This window comes from Rhodococcus jostii NBRC 16295 (assembly GCF_001894825.1).
Classification (GTDB): Bacteria; Actinomycetota; Actinomycetes; order Mycobacteriales; family Mycobacteriaceae; genus Rhodococcus_F; species Rhodococcus_F jostii.
This window is the reverse complement of sequence record NZ_BCWY01000003.1, coordinates 79,432-103,005: the sequence shown is the minus strand read 5'-3', so window position 1 is coordinate 103,005 and position 23,574 is coordinate 79,432. Positions and strand designations below refer to the sequence as shown.

17 protein-coding genes and 1 pseudogene are annotated in these 23,574 nt (G+C 67.3%); 13 read left to right on the top strand and 5 right to left on the bottom strand.

Going from position 1 to position 23,574, the window contains the following annotated elements; translation table 11 throughout:
- The first annotated feature begins 8 nt into the window (after positions 1-8).
- The 8 genes from RJ1_RS03205 (at position 9) to RJ1_RS03170 (ending at position 9,764) form a co-directional block, all read left to right on the top strand.
- Positions 9-1,448 carry an aldehyde dehydrogenase family protein gene (locus tag RJ1_RS03205; RefSeq protein WP_073358453.1) on the top strand — a complete coding sequence of 480 codons (1,440 nt, stop codon included), beginning with the start codon at positions 9-11 and terminating at the stop codon, positions 1,446-1,448.
- Positions 1,445-1,702 (top strand): hypothetical protein, encoded by a 258-nt coding sequence (locus RJ1_RS03200; RefSeq protein ID WP_073358452.1) that lies wholly within the window; start codon positions 1,445-1,447, stop codon positions 1,700-1,702. Before RJ1_RS03205 ends, RJ1_RS03200 begins: the two co-directional genes overlap by 4 nt.
- Positions 1,699-3,132: an FGGY family carbohydrate kinase gene (locus tag RJ1_RS03195; RefSeq protein ID WP_073358451.1), complete on the top strand. Its 1,434-nt coding sequence runs from the start codon at positions 1,699-1,701 to the stop codon at positions 3,130-3,132. The genes RJ1_RS03200 and RJ1_RS03195 overlap by 4 nt, the downstream gene beginning before the upstream one ends.
- The gene (locus RJ1_RS03190; RefSeq protein WP_073358450.1) at positions 3,125-4,564 is read left to right on the top strand and encodes an NAD(P)/FAD-dependent oxidoreductase; all 1,440 of its coding nucleotides are present in this window, start codon (positions 3,125-3,127) and stop codon (positions 4,562-4,564) included. The genes RJ1_RS03195 and RJ1_RS03190 overlap by 8 nt, the downstream gene beginning before the upstream one ends.
- Positions 4,561-5,895: an NAD(P)/FAD-dependent oxidoreductase gene (locus tag RJ1_RS03185; protein WP_073358449.1), complete on the top strand. Its 1,335-nt coding sequence runs from the start codon at positions 4,561-4,563 to the stop codon at positions 5,893-5,895. Before RJ1_RS03190 ends, RJ1_RS03185 begins: the two co-directional genes overlap by 4 nt.
- A 77-nt stretch (positions 5,896-5,972) precedes the next feature.
- A complete protein-coding gene (locus tag RJ1_RS03180; RefSeq protein ID WP_073358448.1) occupies positions 5,973-7,313 on the top strand; it encodes an MFS transporter in 1,341 nt (446 codons plus the stop codon).
- Between the two features lie 181 nt (positions 7,314-7,494).
- Positions 7,495-8,391 carry a dihydrodipicolinate synthase family protein gene (locus RJ1_RS03175; protein WP_073358447.1) on the top strand — a complete coding sequence of 299 codons (897 nt, stop codon included), beginning with the start codon at positions 7,495-7,497 and terminating at the stop codon, positions 8,389-8,391.
- A gap of 338 nt (positions 8,392-8,729) precedes the next feature.
- Complete coding sequence (locus tag RJ1_RS03170) at positions 8,730-9,764, top strand: proline racemase family protein (RefSeq protein WP_073358446.1); 1,035 nt, start codon at positions 8,730-8,732, stop codon at positions 9,762-9,764.
- A gap of 43 nt (positions 9,765-9,807) precedes the next feature.
- Here RJ1_RS03170 and RJ1_RS03165 read toward each other — a convergent pair whose 3' ends face one another.
- Positions 9,808-10,692 (bottom strand): LLM class flavin-dependent oxidoreductase, encoded by an 885-nt coding sequence (locus RJ1_RS03165; protein ID WP_073358445.1) that lies wholly within the window; start codon positions 10,690-10,692, stop codon positions 9,808-9,810.
- 46 nt (positions 10,693-10,738) lie between these two features.
- Positions 10,739-11,821, bottom strand: a complete 1,083-nt coding sequence (locus RJ1_RS03160; protein ID WP_073358444.1) for a substrate-binding domain-containing protein — start codon at positions 11,819-11,821, stop codon at positions 10,739-10,741.
- Between the two features lie 198 nt (positions 11,822-12,019).
- On the opposite strand from RJ1_RS03160, the gene RJ1_RS03155 reads away from it, so the two are divergent.
- From RJ1_RS03155 to RJ1_RS03145, 3 genes are read left to right on the top strand one after another with little or no spacing between them, the layout of a single operon-like run.
- Positions 12,020-12,685 (top strand): ThuA domain-containing protein, encoded by a 666-nt coding sequence (locus tag RJ1_RS03155; RefSeq protein WP_073358670.1) that lies wholly within the window; start codon positions 12,020-12,022, stop codon positions 12,683-12,685.
- Between the two features lie 21 nt (positions 12,686-12,706).
- On the top strand, positions 12,707-14,494 hold the full coding sequence (locus RJ1_RS03150; protein ID WP_073358443.1) for a thiamine pyrophosphate-binding protein: 1,788 nt from the start codon (positions 12,707-12,709) through the stop codon (positions 14,492-14,494).
- Positions 14,491-16,077: a GMC oxidoreductase gene (locus RJ1_RS03145; RefSeq protein ID WP_073358442.1), complete on the top strand. Its 1,587-nt coding sequence runs from the start codon at positions 14,491-14,493 to the stop codon at positions 16,075-16,077. The genes RJ1_RS03150 and RJ1_RS03145 overlap by 4 nt, the downstream gene beginning before the upstream one ends.
- A 59-nt stretch (positions 16,078-16,136) precedes the next feature.
- Here RJ1_RS03145 and RJ1_RS03140 read toward each other — a convergent pair whose 3' ends face one another.
- From RJ1_RS03140 to RJ1_RS03130, 3 genes and pseudogenes are all read right to left on the bottom strand, one after another.
- A complete protein-coding gene (locus RJ1_RS03140; protein ID WP_073358441.1) occupies positions 16,137-17,324 on the bottom strand; it encodes an MFS transporter in 1,188 nt (395 codons plus the stop codon).
- Between the two features lie 167 nt (positions 17,325-17,491).
- A pseudogene (locus tag RJ1_RS03135) lies at positions 17,492-18,808 on the bottom strand (MFS transporter); the annotation flags it as partial.
- Positions 18,809-19,024: 216 nt separating this feature from the next.
- Complete coding sequence (locus RJ1_RS03130; protein WP_073358440.1) at positions 19,025-20,566, bottom strand: PucR family transcriptional regulator; 1,542 nt, start codon at positions 20,564-20,566, stop codon at positions 19,025-19,027.
- A gap of 130 nt (positions 20,567-20,696) precedes the next feature.
- Between RJ1_RS03130 and hisD the strand changes: the two genes are divergently transcribed.
- Both hisD and RJ1_RS03120 read left to right on the top strand, forming a co-directional pair.
- Positions 20,697-22,022 (top strand): histidinol dehydrogenase, encoded by a 1,326-nt coding sequence (gene hisD / locus RJ1_RS03125; RefSeq protein WP_073358439.1) that lies wholly within the window; start codon positions 20,697-20,699, stop codon positions 22,020-22,022.
- Positions 22,019-23,413, top strand: coding sequence for an aspartate ammonia-lyase (locus RJ1_RS03120; RefSeq protein WP_073358438.1), 1,395 nt, complete (start codon positions 22,019-22,021; stop codon positions 23,411-23,413). Before hisD ends, RJ1_RS03120 begins: the two co-directional genes overlap by 4 nt.
- Positions 23,414-23,574 lie beyond the last annotated feature (161 nt).

The following is a 23,574-nucleotide window of genomic DNA, read 5'->3' as shown; positions in this document are numbered from 1 at the left end:
GGAACTTCATGTCATCCACGCTTCGTTCCGTCACCAACATCATCGACGGCAAAGCCGTGGCAGGATCCTCCGAACAGGTTCGACGGGTCGTCAACCCGTCCACCGGTGAGGTCATCGCCGAACTCCAGGAATCGACCGTCGAGGACGGATACCGCGCCGTCGACGCCGCTCGCGCGGCATTCCCGGCCTGGGCGGCGAAGACGCCGGGCGAGCGCTCGCAGATTCTGCACGACCTCGCCACCCTCCTCGAGGCGAACCTGGACGAACTCGCCGACCTCGAGACCATCGATGCCGGCAAGCCGACGACGGCGGCGAAGGGCGACGAGCTTCCCGGCATCGTCGCGGCGTTCCGGCACTTCGCCGGCGCGGGCCGGGCGTTGTCCGCGCAGGCCGCCGGAGAATTCACTGCCGGCAACACCAGCTTCGTCCGGCGCGAACCCCTCGGAGTCGTACTCGGCATCACCCCCTGGAACTTCCCTCTCTGGCAGGCTGTGTGGAAGCTCGCACCGGCACTGGTCGCAGGCAACACCGTGGTCATCAAGCCGGCCGAGCTGACCCCGCTGGCCACCACCCGGTTCGCGGAGCTGGCCCAGCAGCTGCTGCCCGCGGGCGTTCTCAATGTCGTGCACGGCAAGGGCAGCGTGGTCGGGGACGCTCTGGTTCGTCATCCCGACGTCAACCTCGTGTCGTTCACCGGCTCGACGTCCGCCGGACAGCGGATCGCGGAAGCGGCGGGCGCCACACCCAAGCGACTGGTACTCGAGCTGGGCGGCAACGCTCCCGTCGTCGTCTACGACGACATCGACCTCGACGCCGCACTCCCGATCCTCACCAACGGAATCCTGTTCAACGCCGGCCAGGAGTGCATGTCGGCAACCCGGCTGCTGGTGAGCGAGAACATCCACGACACCTTCGTGCAGGCGCTGGCCGACAGCCTGAAAGCGGCCCGGATCGGTGACGCCGCCGATACGTCGACGGTGCTCGGCCCCCTCATCTCGGAGGGGCAGCGGGCCCGCGTCGCGGAACTCGTCGACAGCCGGCCCGAACACGCAAGGGTCGTGACCGGCGGCAAGATCGTCGACCGTCCCGGCTACTTCTACGAACCCACCCTCATCGACGGTCTGCAGCAGGACGACCAGCTCGTTCAGGAAGAGATCTTCGGTCCCGTCGCCACCGTCCAGACGTTCACGGACGAGGCGGACGCGCTGGAGAAGGCCAATGCGGTCGAGCAGGGTCTCGCCGCGTCGGTCTGGACCCGCGACATCGGCCGGGCGCTGCGGAACGTCAACGCGATCGAGTCCGGAGTCGTGTGGGTCAACAACCACATGGCGGTCGGACCGGAAGGACCGCTCGGCGGCTTCAAGGGCTCGGGCTACGGGAAGGAGGGCGGTGCAGCCGGTCTCGAGGAGTTCACCCGGGTCAAGCACGTCATCGTGAGCCTGTCGTGACGGCGCCGAGCCGGCACGACACCGCGTGGGGCACGTGGGAGCCGGAAGATGTGGTGGGACGGGCCATCCGGCGGATCGATCTGCGCACCGGTACGGCGTCGCCCTGGGCGCACGCCACCATGGTCGTGCCGTCGCGCGGGCGCACGTGCTGGCTGGTGACGCTGTGGGACGGAAACGTCGACGTGTGGCGGGTCGACGACCCGACAGCGAAGTTCGAGTTCGATCGTCGCGAACATCTCGAGGAAGAACTGTGACAGTCCTTGCCATCGACCAGGGCACGTCCGGCACGAAGGCTGTCGTCGTCTCCGAGGGCGGCGACGTCCTCGCCATCGCCGAAACACCGGTTCGACCGGCATATCTCGCCGCCGGCGGCGTGGAACAGGACCCGATGGAACTGCTGGGCTCGGTCCTCGAAGCGGGACGGAGCGCGGTCGCGAAAGCAGGTGTGCCGGTGTCCGCCGTGTCGCTCGCCAATCAGGGTGAGACGGTCCTGGTATGGGATCCGGACACGGGTCGTCCACTCAGCCAGGCCGTGGTGTGGCAAGACCGCCGGTCGGACCAGCTGTGCCGGAGCAAGTCCGAGTCGAAGTCGTGGGTCGAACACCGGACGGGCCTCGTGCTCGATCCGTACTTCTCGGCGCCGAAGATGCAGTGGCTGCGGCGGAACGCCACTTCGGCGGGCGTGGTCACCACGACGGATACCTGGATCGTGCACTACCTGACCGGGGAGTTCGTCACGGATTCGTCCACCGCCAGCCGCTCGCTGCTCACCGACCTCGACACGGTCGCATGGGATCCGCAGCTTCTCGATCTGTTCGAACTCTCCGCCGAGCGGATGCCTGCCATCGTCGCCAACGACGTCGTGGTGGGTACCACCGATGTCTTCGGGTCCGACGCCGCCGTGGGCGGTCTCGTCGTCGATCAGCAGGCGGCTCTGCTGGCCGAACGGTGCTTCGATGCCGGCACAGCCAAGTGCACGTTCGGTACCGGCGCGTTCCTGCTGGCCAATACCGGCACGCTCCCGGTCCGCTCTTCCGCCGGCCTGGCGTCCTGCGTCGCCTGGAATGTGCGCGGGAAAACGTCGTACTGCGTCGACGGCCAGGCCTACACCGCCGCCTCCGCCATCCGGTGGATCCAGGACCTCGGGTTGATCGAGTCGGCACGCGACCTCGACGGCGTGGCCGCCGATGATTCCGGTGGAACGTATTTCGTGCCCGCACTGGCCGGTCTCGCCGCGCCCTGGTGGCGGCCGGACGCCACGGCGTCCTTCACCGGGATGACGTTGTCCACCGACCGATCCCAGTTGGTGACCGCCGTCCTCGAGGGGCTGGCGGCGCAGACGGCGGAACTGGTGTCTGCCGTCGAAGGTGACCTGGGCGCTCCCCTCACCCGGCTGCGGGTGGACGGCGGGCTCACTCGCTCCCGCCGTCTCATGCAGGCCACAGCCGATCTGATCCAGATTCCGATCGACGTCTATCCGTCTTCCCACGCCACCGCTCTCGGTGCGGCGGCCTGCGCCAGGTTGTCGCTGAACCCCGACCTGTCCCTGGAAGACGCGGTGGCCGACTGGGATCCGGCGACCACATACGAGCCGCGATGGTCGGTCGACCGCGCGGCAGAATTCCGACACCACTGGCGGGCGGCCGCACGAACGGCGCTGCCACAGGAGAAGAGCGATGACTGACACCCCTCCGCCCCCCGACTACGATTTCGTCGTACTCGGTGCCGGCATCGTCGGCTCGGCGATCGCACGGGAGCTGGCCGGATACCCCCACACCGTGGCACTCGTCGAGGCGCGAGACGATGTGGGCGACGGAACGAGCAAGGCCAACACGGCGATCCTGCACACCGGATTCGATGCGAAGCCGGGCACGCTCGAGTCCCGCATGGTGAGCCGTGGCTACACCCTGCTCTCCGAATACGCGCAGCAGACGGGGATTCCCGTCGAACGGTCGGGTGCCATCCTCGTCGCCTGGAACGACGAGGAACTGGCGGCACTGCCGAGCCTGCGCGACAAGGCAGCCGACAACGGCTACACCCACTGCGACATCATCGACGCCGACGAGGTCTACCGGCTGGTGCCCGCACTCGGCGACGGCGCGCTCGGCGGTCTCACCGTCCCCGACGAGTCGATCATCTGCACCTGGACCACCAACCTCGCGCTGGCGACCGACGCCGTCGCCCGTGGAGTGACGCTGCGGACGCGGACCCGCGCCCAGTCGGTGACCGCCCTGTCCGAGCGGACGATCCTCCACACGTCGAGCGGCGACATCAGCGCGCGGTGGGTGATCAACGCCGCCGGACTGGGGGCCGACTACCTCGACAAGAAATTCGGCTACGACCGGTTCCACGTCACGCCGCGGCGCGGCGAACTGCTGGTCTACGACAAGCTGGCTCGGCCGTTGATCGACAAGATCGTCCTCCCCGTCCCGACGTCCCGCGGCAAGGGTGTTCTGGTCAGCCCGACGATCTACGGCAACGTGATGCTCGGGCCCACCGCGGAAGACCTCACCGACCGTTCCGCGACGGCGACGTCGGAAGCCGGCTTCGAGTTCCTGCTCGACAAGGGCAGCAAGCTGATGCCGCGTCTACTCGAAGAGGAGGTGACCGCCACCTACGCCGGACTCCGCGCCGCCACCGACCACGGCGACTACCTCGTCGAGGTCGATCACGATCAGCGTTACGTCCTGGTCGGCGGAATCCGCTCGACCGGACTGACCTCCGGGATGGCGGTGGCCGAGTACGTCGGCGAACTGCTGACCAAGGCCGGCGTTCTCGAGAGTGCACGGACCGAACTGCCGTCGCCGCCCCGGATGCCGAACATCGGCGAAGCGTTCACCCGCCCGTATCAGGACGCCGAACTCATCGCGCGTGACAGCGAATACGGCAGAGTCGTCTGCTTCTGCGAGCGTGTCACCGCGGGTGAGATCCGCGACGCCTATCGGTCACCGATCCCCCCGGCCGGACTCGAAGGGCTTCGCCGCCGCACCAGGGCGATGAACGGCCGATGCCAGGGATTCTTCTGCGGCGCCGAAGTCGGTTCGCTCGTCGAGGCGCACCGATGCCCCGCCAGCCCGCCCGACGAGAACGACATCCGGAAGGACCCCGTCCGATGAGTGCACCGAACACCTCACGCACCGTGATATCCGCCGACGTCGCGATCGTCGGCGCAGGACCGGCGGGGTTGGCTGCGGCCACGCAACTCGGCAGGGTGCACGGGCGCCAGGCCCTCGTCCTGGACCGCGAAAGCCGTGCGGGTGGGATCCCGCGCCATTGCGATCACCCCGGCTACGGCATCCGCGACATGCACACGTTCCTCGGCGGCCCGGCCTACGCCGAACGCCTGGTGCGGGAGGCCGAGTCCGCGGGAGCCGACATTATGCCGAACGCGACGGTGACGGCGGTGCATCCCGACGGCGCACTCGATGTCACCTCACCCGCGGGCCTCCTCCGCATCGAGTCGAGGGCGCTCGTCCTGGCCACCGGTGCCCGCGAGCGGGCCCGTCCGGCCCGGATGATTCCCGGCGACCGGCCCTCCGGGGTCTACACCACCGGACAGTTGCAGAACATCGTGCACCTGCACCACGGCCGCGTCGGGAAACGCGCGGTGGTCGTCGGGGGTGAACTGGTGAGCTGGTCCGCGGTCATGACGCTGAAGCATGCCGGGTGCACGACCGTGCTCATGACGACGCAGTACCCGTCGCCGGAGTCCTACGCGGCCTTCAATATTCCCGGCAAGGCACTGTTCCGGCTCCCGATCGCGACCCGCACCCGCGTCGTCCGGATCATCGGTCGCGGGAATCTGGAGGGGGTCGAGATCGAGAACCTCGACACCGGCGCACGCGAGATCGTCGCATGCGACACCGTCGTCTTCACCGGCGACTGGATCCCGGACCACGAACTCGCGCGCACTGCGGGTATCACCGTCGACCCCGGTACGAAGGGTCCGCTGGTCGATACCGCCCTGCGTACCAGCCAGCCGGGTGTCTTCGCCGCGGGCAACGTCCTGCACCCGGTCGACACCGCCGACATCGCAGCACTCGACGGCACTTTCGTCGCAGACCGGGTAGCCGCGTTCCTCGACGCCGGCGAGGCGATCGATCCGAACGCGACCACGGTGCGCATCCTCGCGGCCCCGCCGTTCCGCTGGGTGTCACCGGGAATCCTTCGGGCGGGTGACCCGGCCCCGCCGCGGAAGCGGCTGCTGCTGTGGACCGATCACCTTGTCCGGTTCCCGAAGGTGACCGTCGCACAACGGGGTCGCGTCGTCGCGACCAAAATCCTCCCCTGGGCGGCCTCGCCGGGACGAGTCTTCCGGGTGCCGTGGTCGATCATGGACTCCGTCGACCCGGCGTCGGGGCCCGTGACCGTCGGGCTGGCGAACGCGCCTCACGCGGGAACCACGCCCAATGCGGTCGGGGAATTCATCCCCTCCCGCTGCAGCTGAGCACCGAAACTCGGTGCAGCACAGCATCACCCCGCACACACCTTGTCGACAATAGACCTCGACCGATCGGATGACTCATGACGGAAGTACAGGGCGGACTACACGGCACCGAGATGCGGCGGGCCATCACGGCCGCCGCGATCGGAAACTTCATCACCTGGTTCGACTTCGCGGCATACGGATTTCTCGCCGTCCTGCTCGGCCAGATCTTCTTTCCCTCCGAGAACCCGGCGACGAGCCTGCTGGCGACGTTCGCCGCATTCGGGGTCGCGTTCCTGATGAACCCCATCGGCGGCTTCGTCTTCGGACGGCTCGGAGACAAGGTCGGGCGCAAGAAGATCCTGGCGACGGTGATCATTCTGATGTCGCTGTCGACGTTCGCGGTCGGCCTGCTGCCGGGATACGCCACCATCGGCCTCGCAGCCCCGGCCCTGCTGGTGACGCTGCGGATCATCCAGGGTTTCGCTGCCGGCGGCGAACCCGGCGGTGCGGCGACGTTCCTCGTCGAATCCGCGAAGCGCGGTCGACGGGCGCGCACCGTCAGCTTCTGGCACTGCTCCAGCTATCTGGCCAACGCGGCCGCCTCGGTGCTCATCCTCGGCCTCAACGCCGCACTGAGCGAGACGGCAATGTTCGAATGGGGTTGGCGCATCCCGTTCCTCATCGCGGGACCGCTCGGCCTGGTCGGACTCTACATTCGCCTGAAGCTGAGCGACACAGCGGAATTCGAACGGCTTCAATCCTCGGGCGAGGTCAGCGAATCGCCGGTCAAGGACGCACTGTCGACCAGTCGCCGCCAGATCCTGCAGGTGGTCGGTTGTATTGCGCTCCAGGCCGCGGCGTTCTACTTCATCTTCGTCTACATGGAGACGTATCTGCAGTCCGAGGTGGGATTCTCGTTCGGCCTGGCATCGGCCTCGACGGTCACCTGCCTGTGCTCGGCGGCGGTCGCCATCTTCGTGTTCGCCCGCTTCTCGGACCGCTACGGGCGTAAACCGGTGATCATCCTCGGCGCCGTCTCGAGCACGCTGATCGTGTATCCCGCGTTCATGGTGTTCGCGACGGGGAACGTTGCCGCGATCGTCGTTGCGCACTCCGCGATGGGAATCTGCCTCGCCATGTTCATGTCGGCGTCGGGCGCCGCGATGGTGGAGATATTCCCGAGTCGCGTTCGGTACGCAGGATTCTCGATCGGATTCAACATCTCGGTCGCGATCTTCGGCGGCACGGCCCCCTATGTGGCGACCTATCTGATCGCCACGACCGGCAGTCCGCTGTCTCCGTCGGTCATCCTGATCGTCACGGGCGTGATGGCCATAATCGCGGCGGCGACACTCCACGAAACCGCAGGCCGCACGGTCGACGCGAGGATCGCGGCAGAACCCCTCCGGCGCGATCCCCTCACCGTGGGCGAATAGCGGCCGAGAAACCACCGCCGATCCCTTGACACCACCCGGGATCGACCTTAGATTCAATATCGTTCTCTTGTCGACAATCGCCAATGTAACAATTGTCGGAGACCGGAGTGAGACCCCGGGAGTCCGAGTCGACAACCCCACACGACAGCTCTCGACCACCACTACCGAACAAGGACACAACATGACCAAGAAGCTGGGTGGCATCCTCGCCGCCGTCTCCACACCCTTCGCCCAGGACGGATCCGTCGACGAAGGCGCGCTGCGCAACCACGTCGACTTCCTGATCGACAACGGACTGCACGGCCTGGTCCCCGGAGGCAGCACCGGAGAGTTCGCGGCGCTCACGCTCGACGAACGCAAGCGCGTCAACACGGTCGTCATCGACCAGGCCGCCGGTCGCGTGCCGGTCGCACCCCAGACCGGATCCACCCGCACTGCGGAGGCCATCGAACTGTCCCGGCACGCAGCCGACGCCGGCGCCGACGCCGTCCTGCTCGTGCAGCCCTTCTACGAGGCTCCCACGCGCCACGAGGTCATCGAGTACTTCGCCACCGTCGGCGAAGCGGCGAACATCCCGGTGATCGCCTACAACCTGCCGGGTGTCACAGGAATGAACCTCGACCGCCCGTTCTACCGTGAACTGCTCGAACGCACCGACGCCGTCAAGTACATCAAGGACACGTCCGGGTCGATCGAGCAGGCCTTCGACCTCATCTTCAACCTCGGCGACGCCATCGACACGTTCGTCGGCTGGGACACCATCGTGCTGCCCGCGTTCTCCGCCGGTGCCGCCGGCTCCATCTGGGGTGCACCCAACTTCGCCCCCAGGGAGTGCGTCGCGATCTACGAACTCGCCAAGGCCGGCAAGTACACCGAGGCCCTCGAGATCTTCAAGCGGTTGTGGAACGTCCTCGACTTCCTGGGCAAGGAAGGCTACGCAGTGGCCACCAAGGCCGCCGCTCAGGCCGTCGGCGTCGACCTCGGAGTTCCCCGCGCGCCATACGGCGAACTGCCTGCGGACAAGAAGGAAGAACTCACCAAGCTCATCGCCGAGACCGGGCTCACCTACGCCCGCTAGTAGGGCTTGTCGCCCAATCCCTCTCGGATGCACCTGGCGAAACAATCGTCGTCCGGCAAGGCGGAGGAGAAGCCGATACCGCTGTTGTATCGGCGCCGACGACAACGCAGCAGGGCGGCGATTGGGCGCCAGGAGCGCCGAAATGGGGATTGGGAGACATGTCCTTCCCCGAAGACCGCGCGCGTTCATCACGGAGTGATCCTTCCCCGACACGTGCGCAGAGGCCGGCAGCTACCCCTGCTGCCGGCCTCGCCTCTCGCCGGCAGGTGCAGAGAAGTCGAGCCCTGGCAGGGTGGAACCCGGGCACCGCAACGCAGACGAACACACGGAGGAAGATCGTGCGCTGGAGTCGAGTAGTCAACGTAGTCAAGTGTCATGTCGGTGGCGAGATCAACAACGTCGTCACCGGCGGAATCGGCGACGTCCCCGGCGCCACGGTCTTCGACAAGATGAAGTACTTCCGCGAGCACCGCGACGATCTCCGGCAGCTTCTGCTCCACGAGCCGCGGGGCTCGGTGACCCAGTGCGTCAATTTCGTCGTCCCGGCGACTGACCCCGAAGCGCAGATGGGCTACGTCATCGCCGAGTCCACGGAATACCCCGCCATGTCGGGCAGCAACACCATGTGTGTGGCCACCGCACTGCTGGAAACCGGCATGATTCCCATGGTCGAACCGGTCACCGACATCGTGCTGGAAGCGCCCGCCGGGCTCATTCGCATTCGCTGCACCTGCGAGAACGGCAAGGTAACGAGCGTCGAATTCGAAAATCAGCCCGCATTCGCCTACGAGATCGGGGTGCCGCTCGAACTCGACGGCTACGGCACCCTCACCGTCGACGTCGCGTGGGGTGGCATGGCCTACGTCCTCGCCGACGCCGACCAAGTCGGTGTGAAGCTGCAGCCCGACGAGGCACGCGACATCTGCGACCTCGGGCAGAAACTCAAGACCGCTGCCGCCGAACAAATCCCCGCCGTCCACCCCACGAATCCCGAATTCGCCGGCATCACCCAGACCGAATTCGTCGGACCGCTGTCCCGCACCGAGGGGGTCCTCACCGCGCGGAATGCCGTGGTGGTCTCCCCCGGCCGGCTCGACCGGTCGCCGTGCGGCACCGGGACGTCCGCCCGGCTCGCGGTGTTGAAGGCGAAGGGGCTCATCGAGGTCGGGGAGAAGTTCGTCCACGAATCGGTGATCGGCAGTCGCTTCGAGAGTCGCATCGACAGGCTCACGAAGGTCGGAACGTACGACGCCGTCGTCCCGCGGGTGAGCGGCCAGGCGTACATCACCGAACTCAGCCAGGTCGGCCTCGACCCCGCCGACCCGTTCCCCACCGGCTACACCCTGTCCGACACCTGGCCGACCAGCACCTGACCCCCACGTGAGTGGCAATGTGTGCCCGGGCACTCTTTGCCACTCACATGGGGAGTAGGGGTTTGACGTCACGGCCGAGGAACTCGACGAATCCCAGCAGATCAGGTTCGTCCTCGGTCGGCGCGATTGCCACGGAGGTCGCGCCCAGCCCGGCGAGTCTCCGCACCTCCGCGGCGATGGTGCTCGCGTCGCCCGCGACGCCGATTCCCGCGTCGGCCGGTTTCTCCCACCGCGCCACTTCCTCGTCCACCCGTCGCTGCGCACCGTCGCCGGTGGCGGCGATCTTCGGGACGACCATGCGATGCGACGACGCCCGATCGGCGCCGATCTCCTCGACGATCAGGTCGCGGGTCCTGCGGATCTCGTCGTCACCGACCGCGGAGGTGACGAGGTTGCCGTCACCCAGACGCGCCGCAAGGCGGATCGACTTGGGGCCCTCGCCGCCGAGCATCAACGGAACCCGTTCGGTGGGAGGCCAGTCGAGCTTCACACCGTCGAGCCGGACAAACCGGCCGTCCGTGCTCACCGACTCACCGTCCAACAGCGCGCGGAGCGCCACCGCATACTCCTCGAGGAGCGTCATCGGTGACGCCGCCCGCGCGCCCACCTGCTCCATCCACCTCTGCACCCCGTGCCCGACGCCCGCGATCACTCGACCGGGGAACAACCGGGTGAGCGTGGCGATCTCCATCGCGGTGAGCGCGACGTTGCGCAACGGTACGGGCATCAACCCGACACCGACGTGGATTCGCTCCGTCCACGCGAGTGCTGCGGCGGCCGACGCCACGCCGCTCTCCTTGAAACAGTCTTCCCACAACCAGATCTCGTCGAGGCCACTGTCCTCGGCCACCCGCGCGAAGTCCTTCAACTGCTCGGGTTCGATCGTCGGTATGAAGGTCACGCCCAGTCGCGGCACCGCACTCGTCATCGATCCATCATGCGGGATGGCGCCCGGCCGTCGTGGCGCATCGCCATCATTCGCGCGGCGGCGCGGTGCTCGATTCGCGCGGCGGCGCGGTGCTGGCACGCACGACCAGCGACGTCTTCATCAACGACCGTGTGCGGGTGCCGCCGCCCAGCCGATCGAGCAGGATCGTCGCGGCCGCGCGACCCTTCTCGACGATCGGTTGGTGAATTGTGCTGAGACCGAGAAGTTCTGCGACGGGTGCATCGTCGAATCCGATGACGGACATATCGTCGGGCACGGCGAGTCCGCGCTCGCGCAGCACCTGCCACGCCGCCACGGCGTGCACGTCGGAGGTCGCGACGAGGGCGGTGGGTCGAGCGCACCCGAGCAGGATCCGGGTGGCCTCGGCGCCGGCGGCGCGATCGATGTTGCCCGCGACGACGATGGACAGCTCCTCCGGCGGGAGTTGGTGGTCGCGGGCCGCGTCGAAGTAGCCGGCAAGCCGTTCCCGCGCGTTGCGTTCGGTCGCCGCGCCCACGTCGTCCAGCGTGACCATTCGGCACTCGGTGTCCTGGCCGAGCTTGTCGACGATGATCCCGATGCGTCGGTGGCCCAGTGTCAGGATGTGGTCCATCTGCACGTAGGCGCCGTGCCGGTCGTCGATGGCCACGAACGGTAGTCCCGCGCTTCTCGGCGAGTCGACGACGACGGCCGGGATACCGCGCGCGATGATCGCTTCGACGAGCGGATGACCGTCCGGGACATTGTGGATGACCACACCGTCGACGAGGCCACGGAGAACGAGCGAGTTCGGTGGTGAATCGGGGGAGCCACCACGGGAGGCCGGGAACAGGGTGAGGGCGATGTCGGCCGAGTTCCCGATCTCGGCGATGCCCTTCATCAGCAGGGTCACGGACGGATCTTCGAGCGCCTGCACCGGGGAGTCGGGCACAATCACGCCGACAGCGCCGATCCGCCCCGACCGCAGGCTGCTGCCGGCGATGTTCGGGCCGGCGTAGCCGAGGTCCGCAGCGACGGAATAGATGCGTTCCCGTTGTGTCGCAGAGACCTTCGACGATTTACTGAAAGCATAGGAGACGGTGGCGACCGACACTCCGGCAGCTTTGGCGACGTCTTTCATCGTGACCAAGTGGCACTCCCTCGTCGGCGATCATCGGCCACAACCGGCCGTTGCGCACAGCTGGCGAAGACCGATCCTAGCCCGCGCCCGGGCGCTCTCCACATTCCCCTCGACATCACCCATTGACAGCGATCCAGCCGGTGATACGATTCACCACCATAAGTTAATCGTTTCACCATTCCGGTTTCACCATCCATGGGAGCACTCATGACCAAGGTCCTCTACCTCTACGGCGGCTGGCCCGGCCACCATCCGTACGACATCGCCGCCTGGGCACGCGACCTCTTCTCCGAACTGGACTACCAGGTCGAGGAGTCGCAGGACATCTTCACCCTCGACCGCGACCTGACCGGGTACGACCTGATCGTGCTCGGCTGGAACAACGCGCTCACCACCGAAGACCTGAGCGATTCGCAGGAGAAGAACCTGCTCGACGCCGTCGCGGCCGGAACCGGGGTCGCGGCGTGGCACGGCGCGGCCGCAGCCTTCCGGGCCAGCCTCAAGTACCACTTCCTGCTCGGCGGCGACTTCATCGAACACCCTGCGGGAGAGGCATATCCGCAGCCGTACAAGGTAAGCATCACCGACCGCGACCACGAGGTGACCGCGGGGGTCGAGGACTTCGCCGTCGCGTCCGAGCAGTACTACATGCACGTCGATCCGAACAACACCGTGCTCGCGGAAACCGAGTTCAGCGGCGAGCACCTGCCCTGGCTGGAGGGCCTGCGCAGCCCGGTGGCGTGGGTGCGCCAGTGGGGCGCCGGCCGGGTCTTCTACCACTCGATCGGCCACACGCCGGCAGACCTGTCGGAGCCGAACGTACGCCGACTGACAAAGCAGGGACTGCGCTACGCCGCCCGCGTAGCGAACTGACACGACAAGGAGAAGAAGATCATGGCGAAATTGACCGGCGGGCAGGTGGTCGCCCAGATCCTGAAGCAGTACGGCGTCGAGTACGTCACCGGCATTCCCGGCCACGGCATCTGGTCGCTCACCGATGCGTTCCTGGAGAAGGGGTCCGAGATCCCGTTCATCCAGGTCTACCACGAGCAGAGCGCCACGCACCTCGCGGACGGGTACTACCGGGTGTCCGGTAAGCCGATGGCCGCGGTGGCGTCGATTGGGGCGGGGGCTGCGAACACCGTGCTCGGTCTCGCGACCGCGTACAGCGACTCGACGAGTCTGCTGTGCATCACCGGCGGGCCGCCCACCCACATGCGCGGACGGGGCCTGCTCCAGGAACTCGAACGGCACACCGACAACGGCTTTCCGCAGGTCACCGACGCGGTGTCGAAGCGCAGCTGGGTCGCGACCCGCGTCGAGGAACTGCCGTTCATCATGCACCGCGCGTTCAGCACCATGCTGACCGGCCGCCCGGGCCCGGCGCACATCGAGGTGCCGATGGACGTGCAGGCCGAGGCCGCCGACGTGGCCCTGCACGACCTCGCACGACGGCTGCCGGTCGGACTCCAGCAGCCCGACCCGCTGGCGATCGACAAGGCCGTCGACGTGCTCCGCGACTCCCGCCGACCGGTGATCGTCGTCGGCGGCGGCGCCATCACGTCCGACTCGGCCGACGAAGTCCTCGCCCTCGCCGAGGCGTGGCAGATCCCGGTGGTCACGACGTGGAACGGCAAGGGCGCGTTTCCCGAGGACCACGCACTGTTCGCCGGCAGCGTCGGCCAGACCGGAACGATCGTGGGCAATGCCGTCGCCTCCCGCGCCGACGTGGTGATTTCCATCGGATGCCGGTTCACCGACTGGTCGTCGTCGAGCTACGCGCAGGGGGTCACGTTCTCGATTCCGCCCGCCAAGCTCATTCACATCGACATCGACCCGCACGAGATCGGCAAGAACTACCCGGCCGAGGTCGGTATCGTCGCCGACGCCAAGCCGACCGTCGCCGCGATCGTCAGCTCGCTCCCCCGAGTCAGCGCCGACCGCTCCGAGTACCTCGCCGAACTCGAGCAGCTGAAGGCGGAGTGGGAGGCCAAACTCGCCGGGCGCCGCGACTCCGACCGGTTCCCGTTCACGTCGCAACGCCCCCTCGGCGGCCTGCGGTCGGTGATGGAACGGGACGGCATCATCGTCGCCGGCTCCGGCAACACCCAGGGCGCCGTGAAGCAGACGTTCCCGGTGTACCACCCGCGCACCCACCTGACCTCCGGCGGATTCTCGTCCATGGGCTGGGCCGTGCCCGCCGCGATCGGGGCCAAGCTCGCCGCTCCCGACCGGCAGGTCGCGTGTGTCGTCGGTGACGGCGACTTCCTCATGACGTCGCAAGAAATCGGTGTCTGCGTGCAGCACGACATTCCGGTGGTCTTCGTGGTCCAGGACAACGCGGGCTTCATGTCCATCCGCGGTGGCCAGCGCAAACAGACCAGCCGGCACATCGGCACCGAGTTCAACCGCCCCGACGGCACCCCGTACAGCCCCGATTTCAAGGCGCTCGGCCAGTCGTTCGGCCTCGAATCGTTCCGGGTGGACGACCCGGCCGATCTCGAGAGCACCTACCGGAAGGCCTTCGACGCGAAAGCGCCTGCGCTGATCGAGATCCCGACGGATCGCGACGCCGCGGGACCGTGGGTTCCCGGATGGTGGGACTTCCCCGTTCCCGCCTACATCGAGGACGAGCGCCAGGACGAGTACTGGGCGACCCGAGCCAAGGAACAGCACCTGTGAGAACGTCGGGGCACGATCAGATCGACGCGTATTCACCGCTGCGCGAGGGCGCGGTGGTCGAAGTGGGCGACACCGACACGGTCACCGCCGATGTCGTGGTCGTCGGATCCGGGATGGGAGGTTCGACGCTCGCGTGGGCGCTGAAGGATCGGGACCTCGACGTCCTGGTCGTCGAGCGCGGACGGTTCCTCCCCCGAGAGGTGGAGAACTCGCAGGCTGCGGAAATGTTCCTCGCGGGCCGGTACAAGACCGCGGAACCGTGGTTCGACGGCAGCAACGGCGAGCCGTTCCAGCCCGGCGTGTACTACTGGGTGGGAGGCAACACCAAATTCTACGGCGGCAGCCTTCCCCGCTTCCGTGTGACGGATTTCGAGGAGACGCAACACCACGACGGCATCTCACCGAAGTGGCCGTTCCACTACGCCGATCTCGAACCGTTCTACGCCGAGGCCGAACGTCTCTACCAGGTCCACGGCATCGACGGCGAGGATCCGACGGAACCACCCCGGTCGTCGCCGTACCCGCGGCCGCCGCTGCCACACGAGCCGGCGATCGAGCGTTTCGCCTCGTCCCTCCGTCACCAGGGTCTGCACCCGTTCCACACACCGAACGGCATGAACCTGACGACGCAGGAGCACCGCCGCCAGTCGACGGCGTCGGACGGCACCCCGTCGCAGACCGATCACAAGAGTGAAGCGGAGAACCGCGCGCTGCGCCCGGCTCTCGAGTCGGATCGGGTGCGTCTGCTCACCGAGGCGAAGGTGACGCGGTTGCTCACCGACGCGAAGGGCACGCGAATCGTCGCCGCGGAGGCCGAGTTCCGGGGACGCACGATCCGGATCACGGCCAACCACTTCGTGGTCTCGGCAGGGGCTGTCAACACCGCGGCACTGCTGCTCCGATCGGCCGGCGAACGAAATCCGGACGGCCTCGGTAACTCGTCGGGGCTGCTGGGCCGGAACTACATGGTGCACAACAGCACCTTCTTCATGGGTGTCAACCCGTTCCGGATCAACACGACCGCGTGGCAGAAGACACTGGGCATCAACGATTGGTACGTCGCCGGCCCGAACAACGAGTTCCCGCTCGGCAATCTGCAGATGCTCGGCAAACTGCAGGCCGCGCATGTGAAGGGGGCTCGGCCCTGGGCGCCGATGTGGGCACTGAAGGCGGTGGTGGATCGCAGCCTCGACATCTACCTCACCACGGAGGATCTCCCAGCCCGGAACAATCGGGTCCGGGTCGACGGCGACAGGATCATCGTCGACTGGACACCCAACAACACTGCGCCGCACAGTGAACTGGTTCGCCGCGTCTCCGCGGCGGTCCGCAGGGCGGGATATCCGATCATCCTCACCGAGCGGATGGGGATCGCGACGAACTCGCACATGTGCGGAACCGCGGTCGCGGGTACCGACCCGTCGACGAGTGTTCTCGACCCGAACTGCCGAAGTCACGACGTCGACAACCTGTGGGTGGTGGACGGATCGTTCTTCCCGTCGTCGGCAGCGCTCAACCCCGCGCTGACCATCGCGGCGAACGCGCTGCGCGTCGCACCGCACATCGCCTCTGCCGCACAGTGATGTGATCCGACCACGGTTCGCCCGGCCTCGTTCCCGAGGCCGGGCGAATCGTCATGTGGTCACTTCGAGCAGATCCGCTCCTCGGCGAGCGGAGACTCCTCGGCCTCGCGGCTCTCCGCGGCCGCGCCCGCCACCAATCCGGCGAGGACGGCGCCGGCCAGGACGACGTAGAAGGTGTGGAGAAGGCCGAACTGCTCGCCGAGCAATCCGAGGAGCGGTGGCCCGACGAGGAACGCCAGGTACCCGAGGGTCGACACCGTACTGACACGCCGGGCGGCGTCGTCACCCGATTCGGCTGCCGCGGACATCGCGAGCGGAAACCCCAGGGCGACACCGACACCCCACAACGCGCAGCCGAGCGCGGCGAGAACCAGGTGCCCGGACAGGATGACCGTCAGTATCCCGACAACGGCGAGCGCGGCGGACCAGCGGACGGTCACCGCCCGCCCGTACTTGTCGACCACCCGGCCGCCGAGCAGGCGGCCCGCCGTCATCGCGGCCACGAATACGACGTAGAACGCGGCGCCGGTGGCGGAGTCGACGCCATACCCGTCGACGATCCCCAGCGGCAGCCAGTCGTTGGCACTGCCTTCCGCGAACGCCATGCCGAGCGCGATCAGACCGAGGAGAACGATCCGGGTGTCCCGCCAGATGGCCAGGCTTCCGGACAGGCCGGCCCGGCGGCGGGTGCGCGTGACCTCGCGCCCGGAAGCCGGAGGGAGTAGAGCCACGACGCTGCCACTCGACACCAGGACGACGGCGGCCAGCACCCCGAGATGCAGGGGCACGGGAACGTCGAGCAGTTCGGCGATCGCCCCGAGTCCCGCGCCGGCGAGCGTTCCGAGGCTGAACGCACCGTGCAGTGACGGAAGAAAGCTGCGTCCCATGCGCTTCTCGATCGCCGCGCCCTCGATGTTGAGCGCGACCTCGCACATGCCGAACCCCGCACCGGTGAAGGCGAGTCCGAGTGCCACCAGCGCCGCGATCGCCACACCCGATCCGATCCCCACCGTCAACAGTCCGAGGCTCGCGACGGTGGCCGCGGCGGTGATGACGTGACGGGCGCCGATCCGGGCGACGATGGGGCCGGCGCACAGCAACCCCGCCATCGATCCGATCGACAGACCGAGGATGATCAGCCCCATGTCGCCGGTGCCGACACCGAGGGATGTTCGGATGGCCGGCGTGCGGGTCACCCACGACGCGTAGGTGATCCCTGTTCCCACGAAGATGACGAAAGTTGCCATTTTCCAGCCACGCTCACCACGTTTCAACGGCGGGCTCTCGATAGGCACAGCTGTCTCCCGTGTGTGTCGTAGAATTCGGTTAATCGTATCACCAGCGCTGGACACGACAATGCGGTCCGGCGCCCCCGAGGGGATGCCGGACCGCATGGACCCAACAGTCGGAAGACCTACCCGGTCGCCACTTCCTGCTTGCTGGTTGCCGACGCGGGCTTGTGATAGCGCGGCACCAGACGCATCAGCGCGGGACCGCCGATCGCGATCAGCCCGAGAAGGATGGCAGGAAGAAGCGGCATCCATTCGATTCCGAGATTGTCGACGACGACGGTGATCGCCGCCGGCCCGACGAGCATGCCGACGTATCCGATGGCGTTGACCAGACCGATGTTTCGTCCGGCATTCTCGGGATCGCGCCGCCCCGCCGCCGACAGCATGAGGGGCGCCATGCACGCCAGGCCCAGGCCCAGCAACACGAAACCGGTGAGGGCGAGCGGCGCCGAGCCGCCCAGCATCGCGAGAAGCGCACCCGCGGCACCGATGACACCGCTCGCGCCGACGATGAGCCGGGCACCGAAGAACTCGGCGAGCCGGTCACCGAACAATCGGCCGACGAACTGCGCTCCCGAGTAGAGCGTGACAGCGGTCGCTGCCAGCCCTGCCGTCGTGCCGACCGCGCGGCGAACGAATTCCTGGCCCCAGTCCAGAACCGCGCCTTCGCTCAACATCGATCCGAGGAGAAGAACACCGAATCCGATCATCACGAGCAGCGTCGCGGTGGCGGCCGAACGCTTCCCCGGGTGAGCGGGGTCGGCGGCACCCGGGATCTCGTCCTGTTCCGGCGGCAGCAACTCGTCGAGGGCGAGAAGCCACTTGCCGAAGACGACACCGAGTATCGACAGGACCACACCGATCGCGATGTACGCGACGGCCGGGCTGTCGGTGAAGTGCCGAGCCAGGGCGCTGCCGACGAGGCCGAGCACGAACCCGCCCGCGGGGTAGGCGGCATGGAACGCGGACATGATGGGTCGCCCGTAATACCGCTCGACCTGCACACCATGGGTGTTGAACGCCGTGTCGAACGCGCCACGGAGCAGCCCGATGAGCACGCCGATCACCATCGCTCCCACCAGTCCGTCCAAGAAGGCGAGAGGGATGTAACAGAGTGGGTAGACGACCATCGTGGGCATGGCCGTGTTCCGCGGACCGTACCGATCGATGAAGGGGCCGATGGCGAAGCAACCGATGGCTGCGCCGATGCCGATCGACAGCGCGAGAAGGCCGAACTGCGAGTCGCCGCCATCGCCTTCCCAGCCGAGGTGCACACGCAACGAACTGGTGCTCGTCGACCACATCAACATCACGGCGCCCAATTGGAAGAAGCCGAAAAAGGTTGCGATTCGCGCCTTACGCACGCGTGTATGGTCGAGCACGGGAGCGGTGCCTGCTCCATGTGTTGCCATGATTTCGTCCTTGCGGTAGGTCTCGGACCGCCGTGGGCGCCTACGGGGGTAGGCGTCCGTTCAGCGAGTAGCGAGTGCGTGAACTTTCGATCAACGCCGACTGGATGGCCGGAATCTCGAAGAAAACACTACGAAGGTGACGCGCCGCACAACAGGTACAGACCGTGTACCTCCTGCGCGCAGACTGCACAGAGTGAGAAGTCGCCCACCTGCCCCGCGCGTTCATGGTCGCCCGCTCCCGAATCATGGTCGCCCGCTCCGCCGAGCCACGATCGACGAACCCTCGAGCAGATCCAGACCCTTCACCGCGAGCAGCAGGCTCTGCCGGGTGGCGGCGTCGTCCAGTGATTTGCCCAGGATCGTCGCGATGCGGTCGAGCCGGTTGTACAGCGTCCGGCGCTGGATGAAGAGTTTCTCCGCGGCCTCGGTCTTCCGGCCGTCGACAGCGAGGAACGCCCGCAACGTGGGCAGCAGCGGAGTCGTCGACTGCGCGTCCTTCGTGAGCAGTGGCCCCAGCTCGTCCTCGACGAAGCTGGCGAGTTCGGGTCCCTGCGCCAACGTCACGAGCAGGCGTTCGACGCCGAGGTCGTCGAAATGCAGCATGGGTGAGGCAGGCAGGGAGCGCGACACCGCGGCGGCACTCTTCGCCTGCGTCACGGCGACCTGCAGCATCGACGCGGGCACCGCGCGGCTCATCCCGCCGCCGTGCTCCGCGGTCCCGAGCAGACCCGCGAGTTCGGCGCGGGTGCGGCCGGACTCGGCCGCCACAGCCACCACGTAGTCGCCCATGTCGGCGCTGATCACCCCGGTGTCGATCTGACGGCCGGTGCGCTGCGTGGACGACTCGTCGCGGGCGTCCTTGTTCGCGATGACGACGGCGATGTGCCCCGACCCCAGCTGGTACCCGAGTCTGCCTGCCTGCTCGACGAATTCGACTCCGGAGAGATCACCGATCAGCAGTCGCGTGATCAACGCCGTGCTCCGCTGATCGTCCCTCGCCTCCCGACTCCGGTCGGTGAGCAACGAGATCGCGACGGACGCGGCCGCCCGCTCGGCAGCGAACACCACGGCGGACCGTTCGGTCGCGGGACGGTCGGTGAAGACGTGGATCCACCCCCACGGCTGACCGCGCATCAGCACCGGCCGACGGACGCACCCGCTGTCGTCGCTGTGGAGGCCCCGCGCGTGCCGATCCCATTCCTCGATTCCGGCGTCGCCGTCGAACACGCCGACGTACGCCATAACGCGATGCGCGATGTTCTCCAGCACCACCGTGCCGTCGGTGAGTTCGGCCAGTGTCTGCACGATCGACAGGTAGTCGGCGCCGTCGAGGAGCAGGTTCGAGAACGTGGACTCGACTTCCCGTTCGTAGGTGAGCGCCCGCAGGCGCCGGTCCGTCAGGATCTCGTGCACCTGCGAAGAGACACCGGCGAACGACACCTCCCGCGCAAGGGCGATGATCGGCAGGTCGCACGCTCTGCCCTCGTCGATCACTGCATCCGGTACCCGGTCGAACATCCGTCCCGACTCCTCGATCACGAGTGCGGCGGCCCCGGCATGTGCGGCCGCGCGGACGAACACCTGCTGAAGTGCGCCCGTGCCGCCCATTCCGAGCCCGGCGGTCAGGAGTAATTCTCCACCCCGCAGGAAGCGCGCGATATCGGAGATCTCCGACGAATGCACCCAGCGGACCTCACGGTCGAGGCTGCCCGACCCGGTGAGGACACGAGCTCCCGCGTCCTTCAGAAGGTCGATTTCGAGAGCATCGGCGACGGTGAAAACCATGATCAATGGTACACAGAACGTGCATGAACCGACGCAAACAGTTCCCACAATGCAACTGTCGGAGAAGCGGGCGGCACGGCGATGCTGAGTAACAACAGATCCCAGCCCTCGCGATCCGAAGGAAGCACCCATGTCATTCGTTCTCAAGGCCGCCGCCGGTGAACCGGCACAGCGGGCGAGCAACCCCGCCGTGGTCGACACCGTCGCCGGCGTCATCGCCGACGTCCGCGCGAACGGCGACGAGGCCGTCCGGAAGTACTCCGCGAAGTTCGACGGTTGGTCCCCCGACTCGTTCCGGCTGAGCGAAGACCAGGTCGCGGCAATCGTGAAGTCCGTTCCGGAGACCGTCCTCGACGACCTGCGTTTCGCGCAGCGTCAGATTCGCGACTTCGCCCAGGCGCAGCGGGACTCGATCCAGGATCTCGAGGTCGAGACCCTGCCGGGAGTGTTCCTCGGGCACCGCAACGTCCCGATCGACGCGGCAGCGGCATACGTACCCGGCGGACGCTACCCACTGACCGCGTCCGCCCACATGACGGTGCTCACCGCGAAGGTCGCCGGTGTGGAACGCGTGGCCGCGACGACGCCGCCGAACGCAGGCGAGCCGCCGCAGATCAGTGTCGCGGCGATGCACCTCGCCGGCGCCGACGAGATTTTCGTCCTCGGCGGAGTGCAGGCCGTCGCGGCGCTCGCGCTGGGCACCGAGACCGTCGACCCGGTGTCCATCCTGACCGGACCCGGCAACGCCTACGTGGCCGAGGCCAAGCGTCAGCTCTTCGGTGAGGTCGGGATCGACCTCTTCGCGGGGCCCACCGAAACGCTGATCGTCGCGGACGACCTGGCCGACCCGTTCACCATCGCCGTCGACCTGCTCAGCCAGGCCGAGCACGGACCCGATTCGCCGTGCGTGCTGATCACCACCTCGGAGTCCGTGGGACGCGCCGTGATCGACCATATCGACGCACTGCTTCCCGGGCTGGTGACCAACGCCATCGCCGGACCCGCGTGGCGTGATCACGGTCAGATCCACGTGGTGGACACCCTCGACGAGGCGTACCGACTGGCCGACGTCTTCGCTTCGGAACACGTCCAGATCCTCACCCAGGACCCTCGTCAGGCTTTGACGTCCATGCGCAACTACGGTGCCCTGTTCCTCGGTGAAGGCACGTGTGTTCCCTACGGCGACAAGCTGATCGGCACCAATCACGTCCTCCCCACCCTCGGCGCGGCCCGCTACACCGGCGGCCTGTGGGTGGGTAAGTTCCTCAAGACGCTCACCTACCAGGAAGTGCGCGACCTGACGAGCAGCGCACAGCTCGGCGAGGTCTGCGGCCGACTGTCGCGTCTGGAGAAGTTCGAGGGGCACGCCCGCTCCGGCGACCTTCGGGCCGCCAAGTTCGGCAACGCCCCGCTCCCCTGGGGTGACCTCCCGACCCGCGTGACGTCGGAACGATGACACGCATCGAGCACGATCTCCTCGGTGACCGTGAGGTCCCCGACGACGCCTATTACGGCATCCACACGCTGCGGGCGACGGAGAACTTCCCGATCACCGGCATTCCGCTGGCCAGCCATCCCGACCTCGTGTCGGCGCTGGCGTCCGTCAAGCAGGCGGCAGCGCAGACCAATGCCGGCCTCGGCCTGCTGCCGCGGCGCGAAGCGGACGCCATCGTGGCGGCCTGCGAGGAGATCCGGGCCGGCGCGCTGCGCGACCAGTTCGTCGTGGATGTCATCCAGGGCGGCGCCGGCACGTCGACGAACATGAACACGAACGAGGTGGTTGCCAACCGGGCTCTGGAATTGCTCGGCCACCGGCGCGGCCGCTACGAGTATCTCCATCCACTCGAGCACGTGAACATGAGCCAGAGCACGAACGACGTCTACCCCACCGCGATCAAGGCAGGCCTGCAAACGGCACTGACCAGGCTGCGGGCGGCGATGCACGGACTGGCGGCGGCGTTCGCGGTGAAGTCGACCGAGTTCTCCGACGTCCTCAAGGTCGGCCGCACCCAGTTGCAGGATGCGGTTCCGATGACCCTGGGCCAGGAGATCGCTACGTTCGCCCTCATGATCGACGAGGATTCGCAGCGGCTCGGGGAGGCGGCGACGCTCATCTCCGAGATCAACCTGGGTGGAACCGCGATCGGGACCGGTCTCAACGCGCACCACGAGTACGCCTGGCGGGTGCGCGAGCATCTCGCTGCGATCACCGGGATCGAGGTGACGACGGCGTCCGACCTGATCGAAGCCACCCAGGACGTCGGGGCCTTCGTCCAATTGTCCGGGGTGCTCAAGCGCACCGCGGTAAAGCTGTCCAAGATCTGCAACGACCTCCGGCTGCTGTCGTCGGGGCCGCGCGCCGGCTTCGGTGAGATCACGTTGCCGCCCGTGCAGGCGGGCTCGTCGATCATGCCGGGCAAGGTGAACCCCGTGATCCCGGAAGTGGTGAACCAGATCGCCTTCCGGGTGGTCGGCAACGACCTGACGGTGACGATGGCGGCCGAGGGCGGTCAGCTTCAGCTCAATGCGTTCGAGCCGATCATCGCGCACAGCCTGTTCGAGACGATCGAACTGCTCACGCGGGGATGCACCGTACTGCGGGAACGCTGCGTGGTCGGCATCGGCGCGAACACCGACCATCTGAAGGACATGGTGGACGCGTCCATCGGTGTGGTCACGGCCCTGAACCCGCACATCGGCTACACCGCGGCAACCGCGATCGCAGCCGACGCACTCGCGACCGGTCGCACCGTTGCCGCGCTCGTGCTCGAGCGGGGTCTGCTCAGCCGCGAGCAACTCGACGACGTGCTGCGGCCGGAGAACCTCACGCGACCGCTCGTGCCCTGACGGCCGCGAGCAGCTCATCCCCGCCGGGATGAGTTGCTCGCGTGGGGTTGACATCCATCACACTGCCGCTAACCTTTAGTTATACGTATAACCACTTCACTACTGCCGGTACGCGTCGACCTGCCCGGCAGAACGTTGACACCACTCTCTACGACCGAGGA

Bases quoted from the DNA above. Each gene is read 5' to 3' on its own strand.
- RJ1_RS03120 (WP_073358438.1), top strand. From the start codon at position 22,019: ATGACACGCATCGAGCACGATCTCCTCGGTGACCGTGAGGTCCCCGAC.
- RJ1_RS03190 (WP_073358450.1), top strand. From the start codon at position 3,125: ATGACTGACACCCCTCCGCCCCCCGACTACGATTTCGTCGTACTCGGT.
- RJ1_RS03150 (WP_073358443.1), top strand. From the start codon at position 12,707: ATGGCGAAATTGACCGGCGGGCAGGTGGTCGCCCAGATCCTGAAGCAG.
- RJ1_RS03175 (WP_073358447.1), top strand. From the start codon at position 7,495: ATGACCAAGAAGCTGGGTGGCATCCTCGCCGCCGTCTCCACACCCTTC.
- RJ1_RS03180 (WP_073358448.1), top strand. From the start codon at position 5,973: ATGACGGAAGTACAGGGCGGACTACACGGCACCGAGATGCGGCGGGCC.
- RJ1_RS03155 (WP_073358670.1), top strand. From the start codon at position 12,020: ATGACCAAGGTCCTCTACCTCTACGGCGGCTGGCCCGGCCACCATCCG.
- RJ1_RS03140 (WP_073358441.1), bottom strand. From the start codon at position 17,324: ATGGCAACTTTCGTCATCTTCGTGGGAACAGGGATCACCTACGCGTCG.
- RJ1_RS03165 (WP_073358445.1), bottom strand. From the start codon at position 10,692: ATGACGAGTGCGGTGCCGCGACTGGGCGTGACCTTCATACCGACGATC.
- RJ1_RS03205 (WP_073358453.1), top strand. From the start codon at position 9: ATGTCATCCACGCTTCGTTCCGTCACCAACATCATCGACGGCAAAGCC.
- RJ1_RS03130 (WP_073358440.1), bottom strand. From the start codon at position 20,566: ATGGTTTTCACCGTCGCCGATGCTCTCGAAATCGACCTTCTGAAGGAC.
- RJ1_RS03185 (WP_073358449.1), top strand. From the start codon at position 4,561: ATGAGTGCACCGAACACCTCACGCACCGTGATATCCGCCGACGTCGCG.
- hisD (WP_073358439.1), top strand. From the start codon at position 20,697: ATGTCATTCGTTCTCAAGGCCGCCGCCGGTGAACCGGCACAGCGGGCG.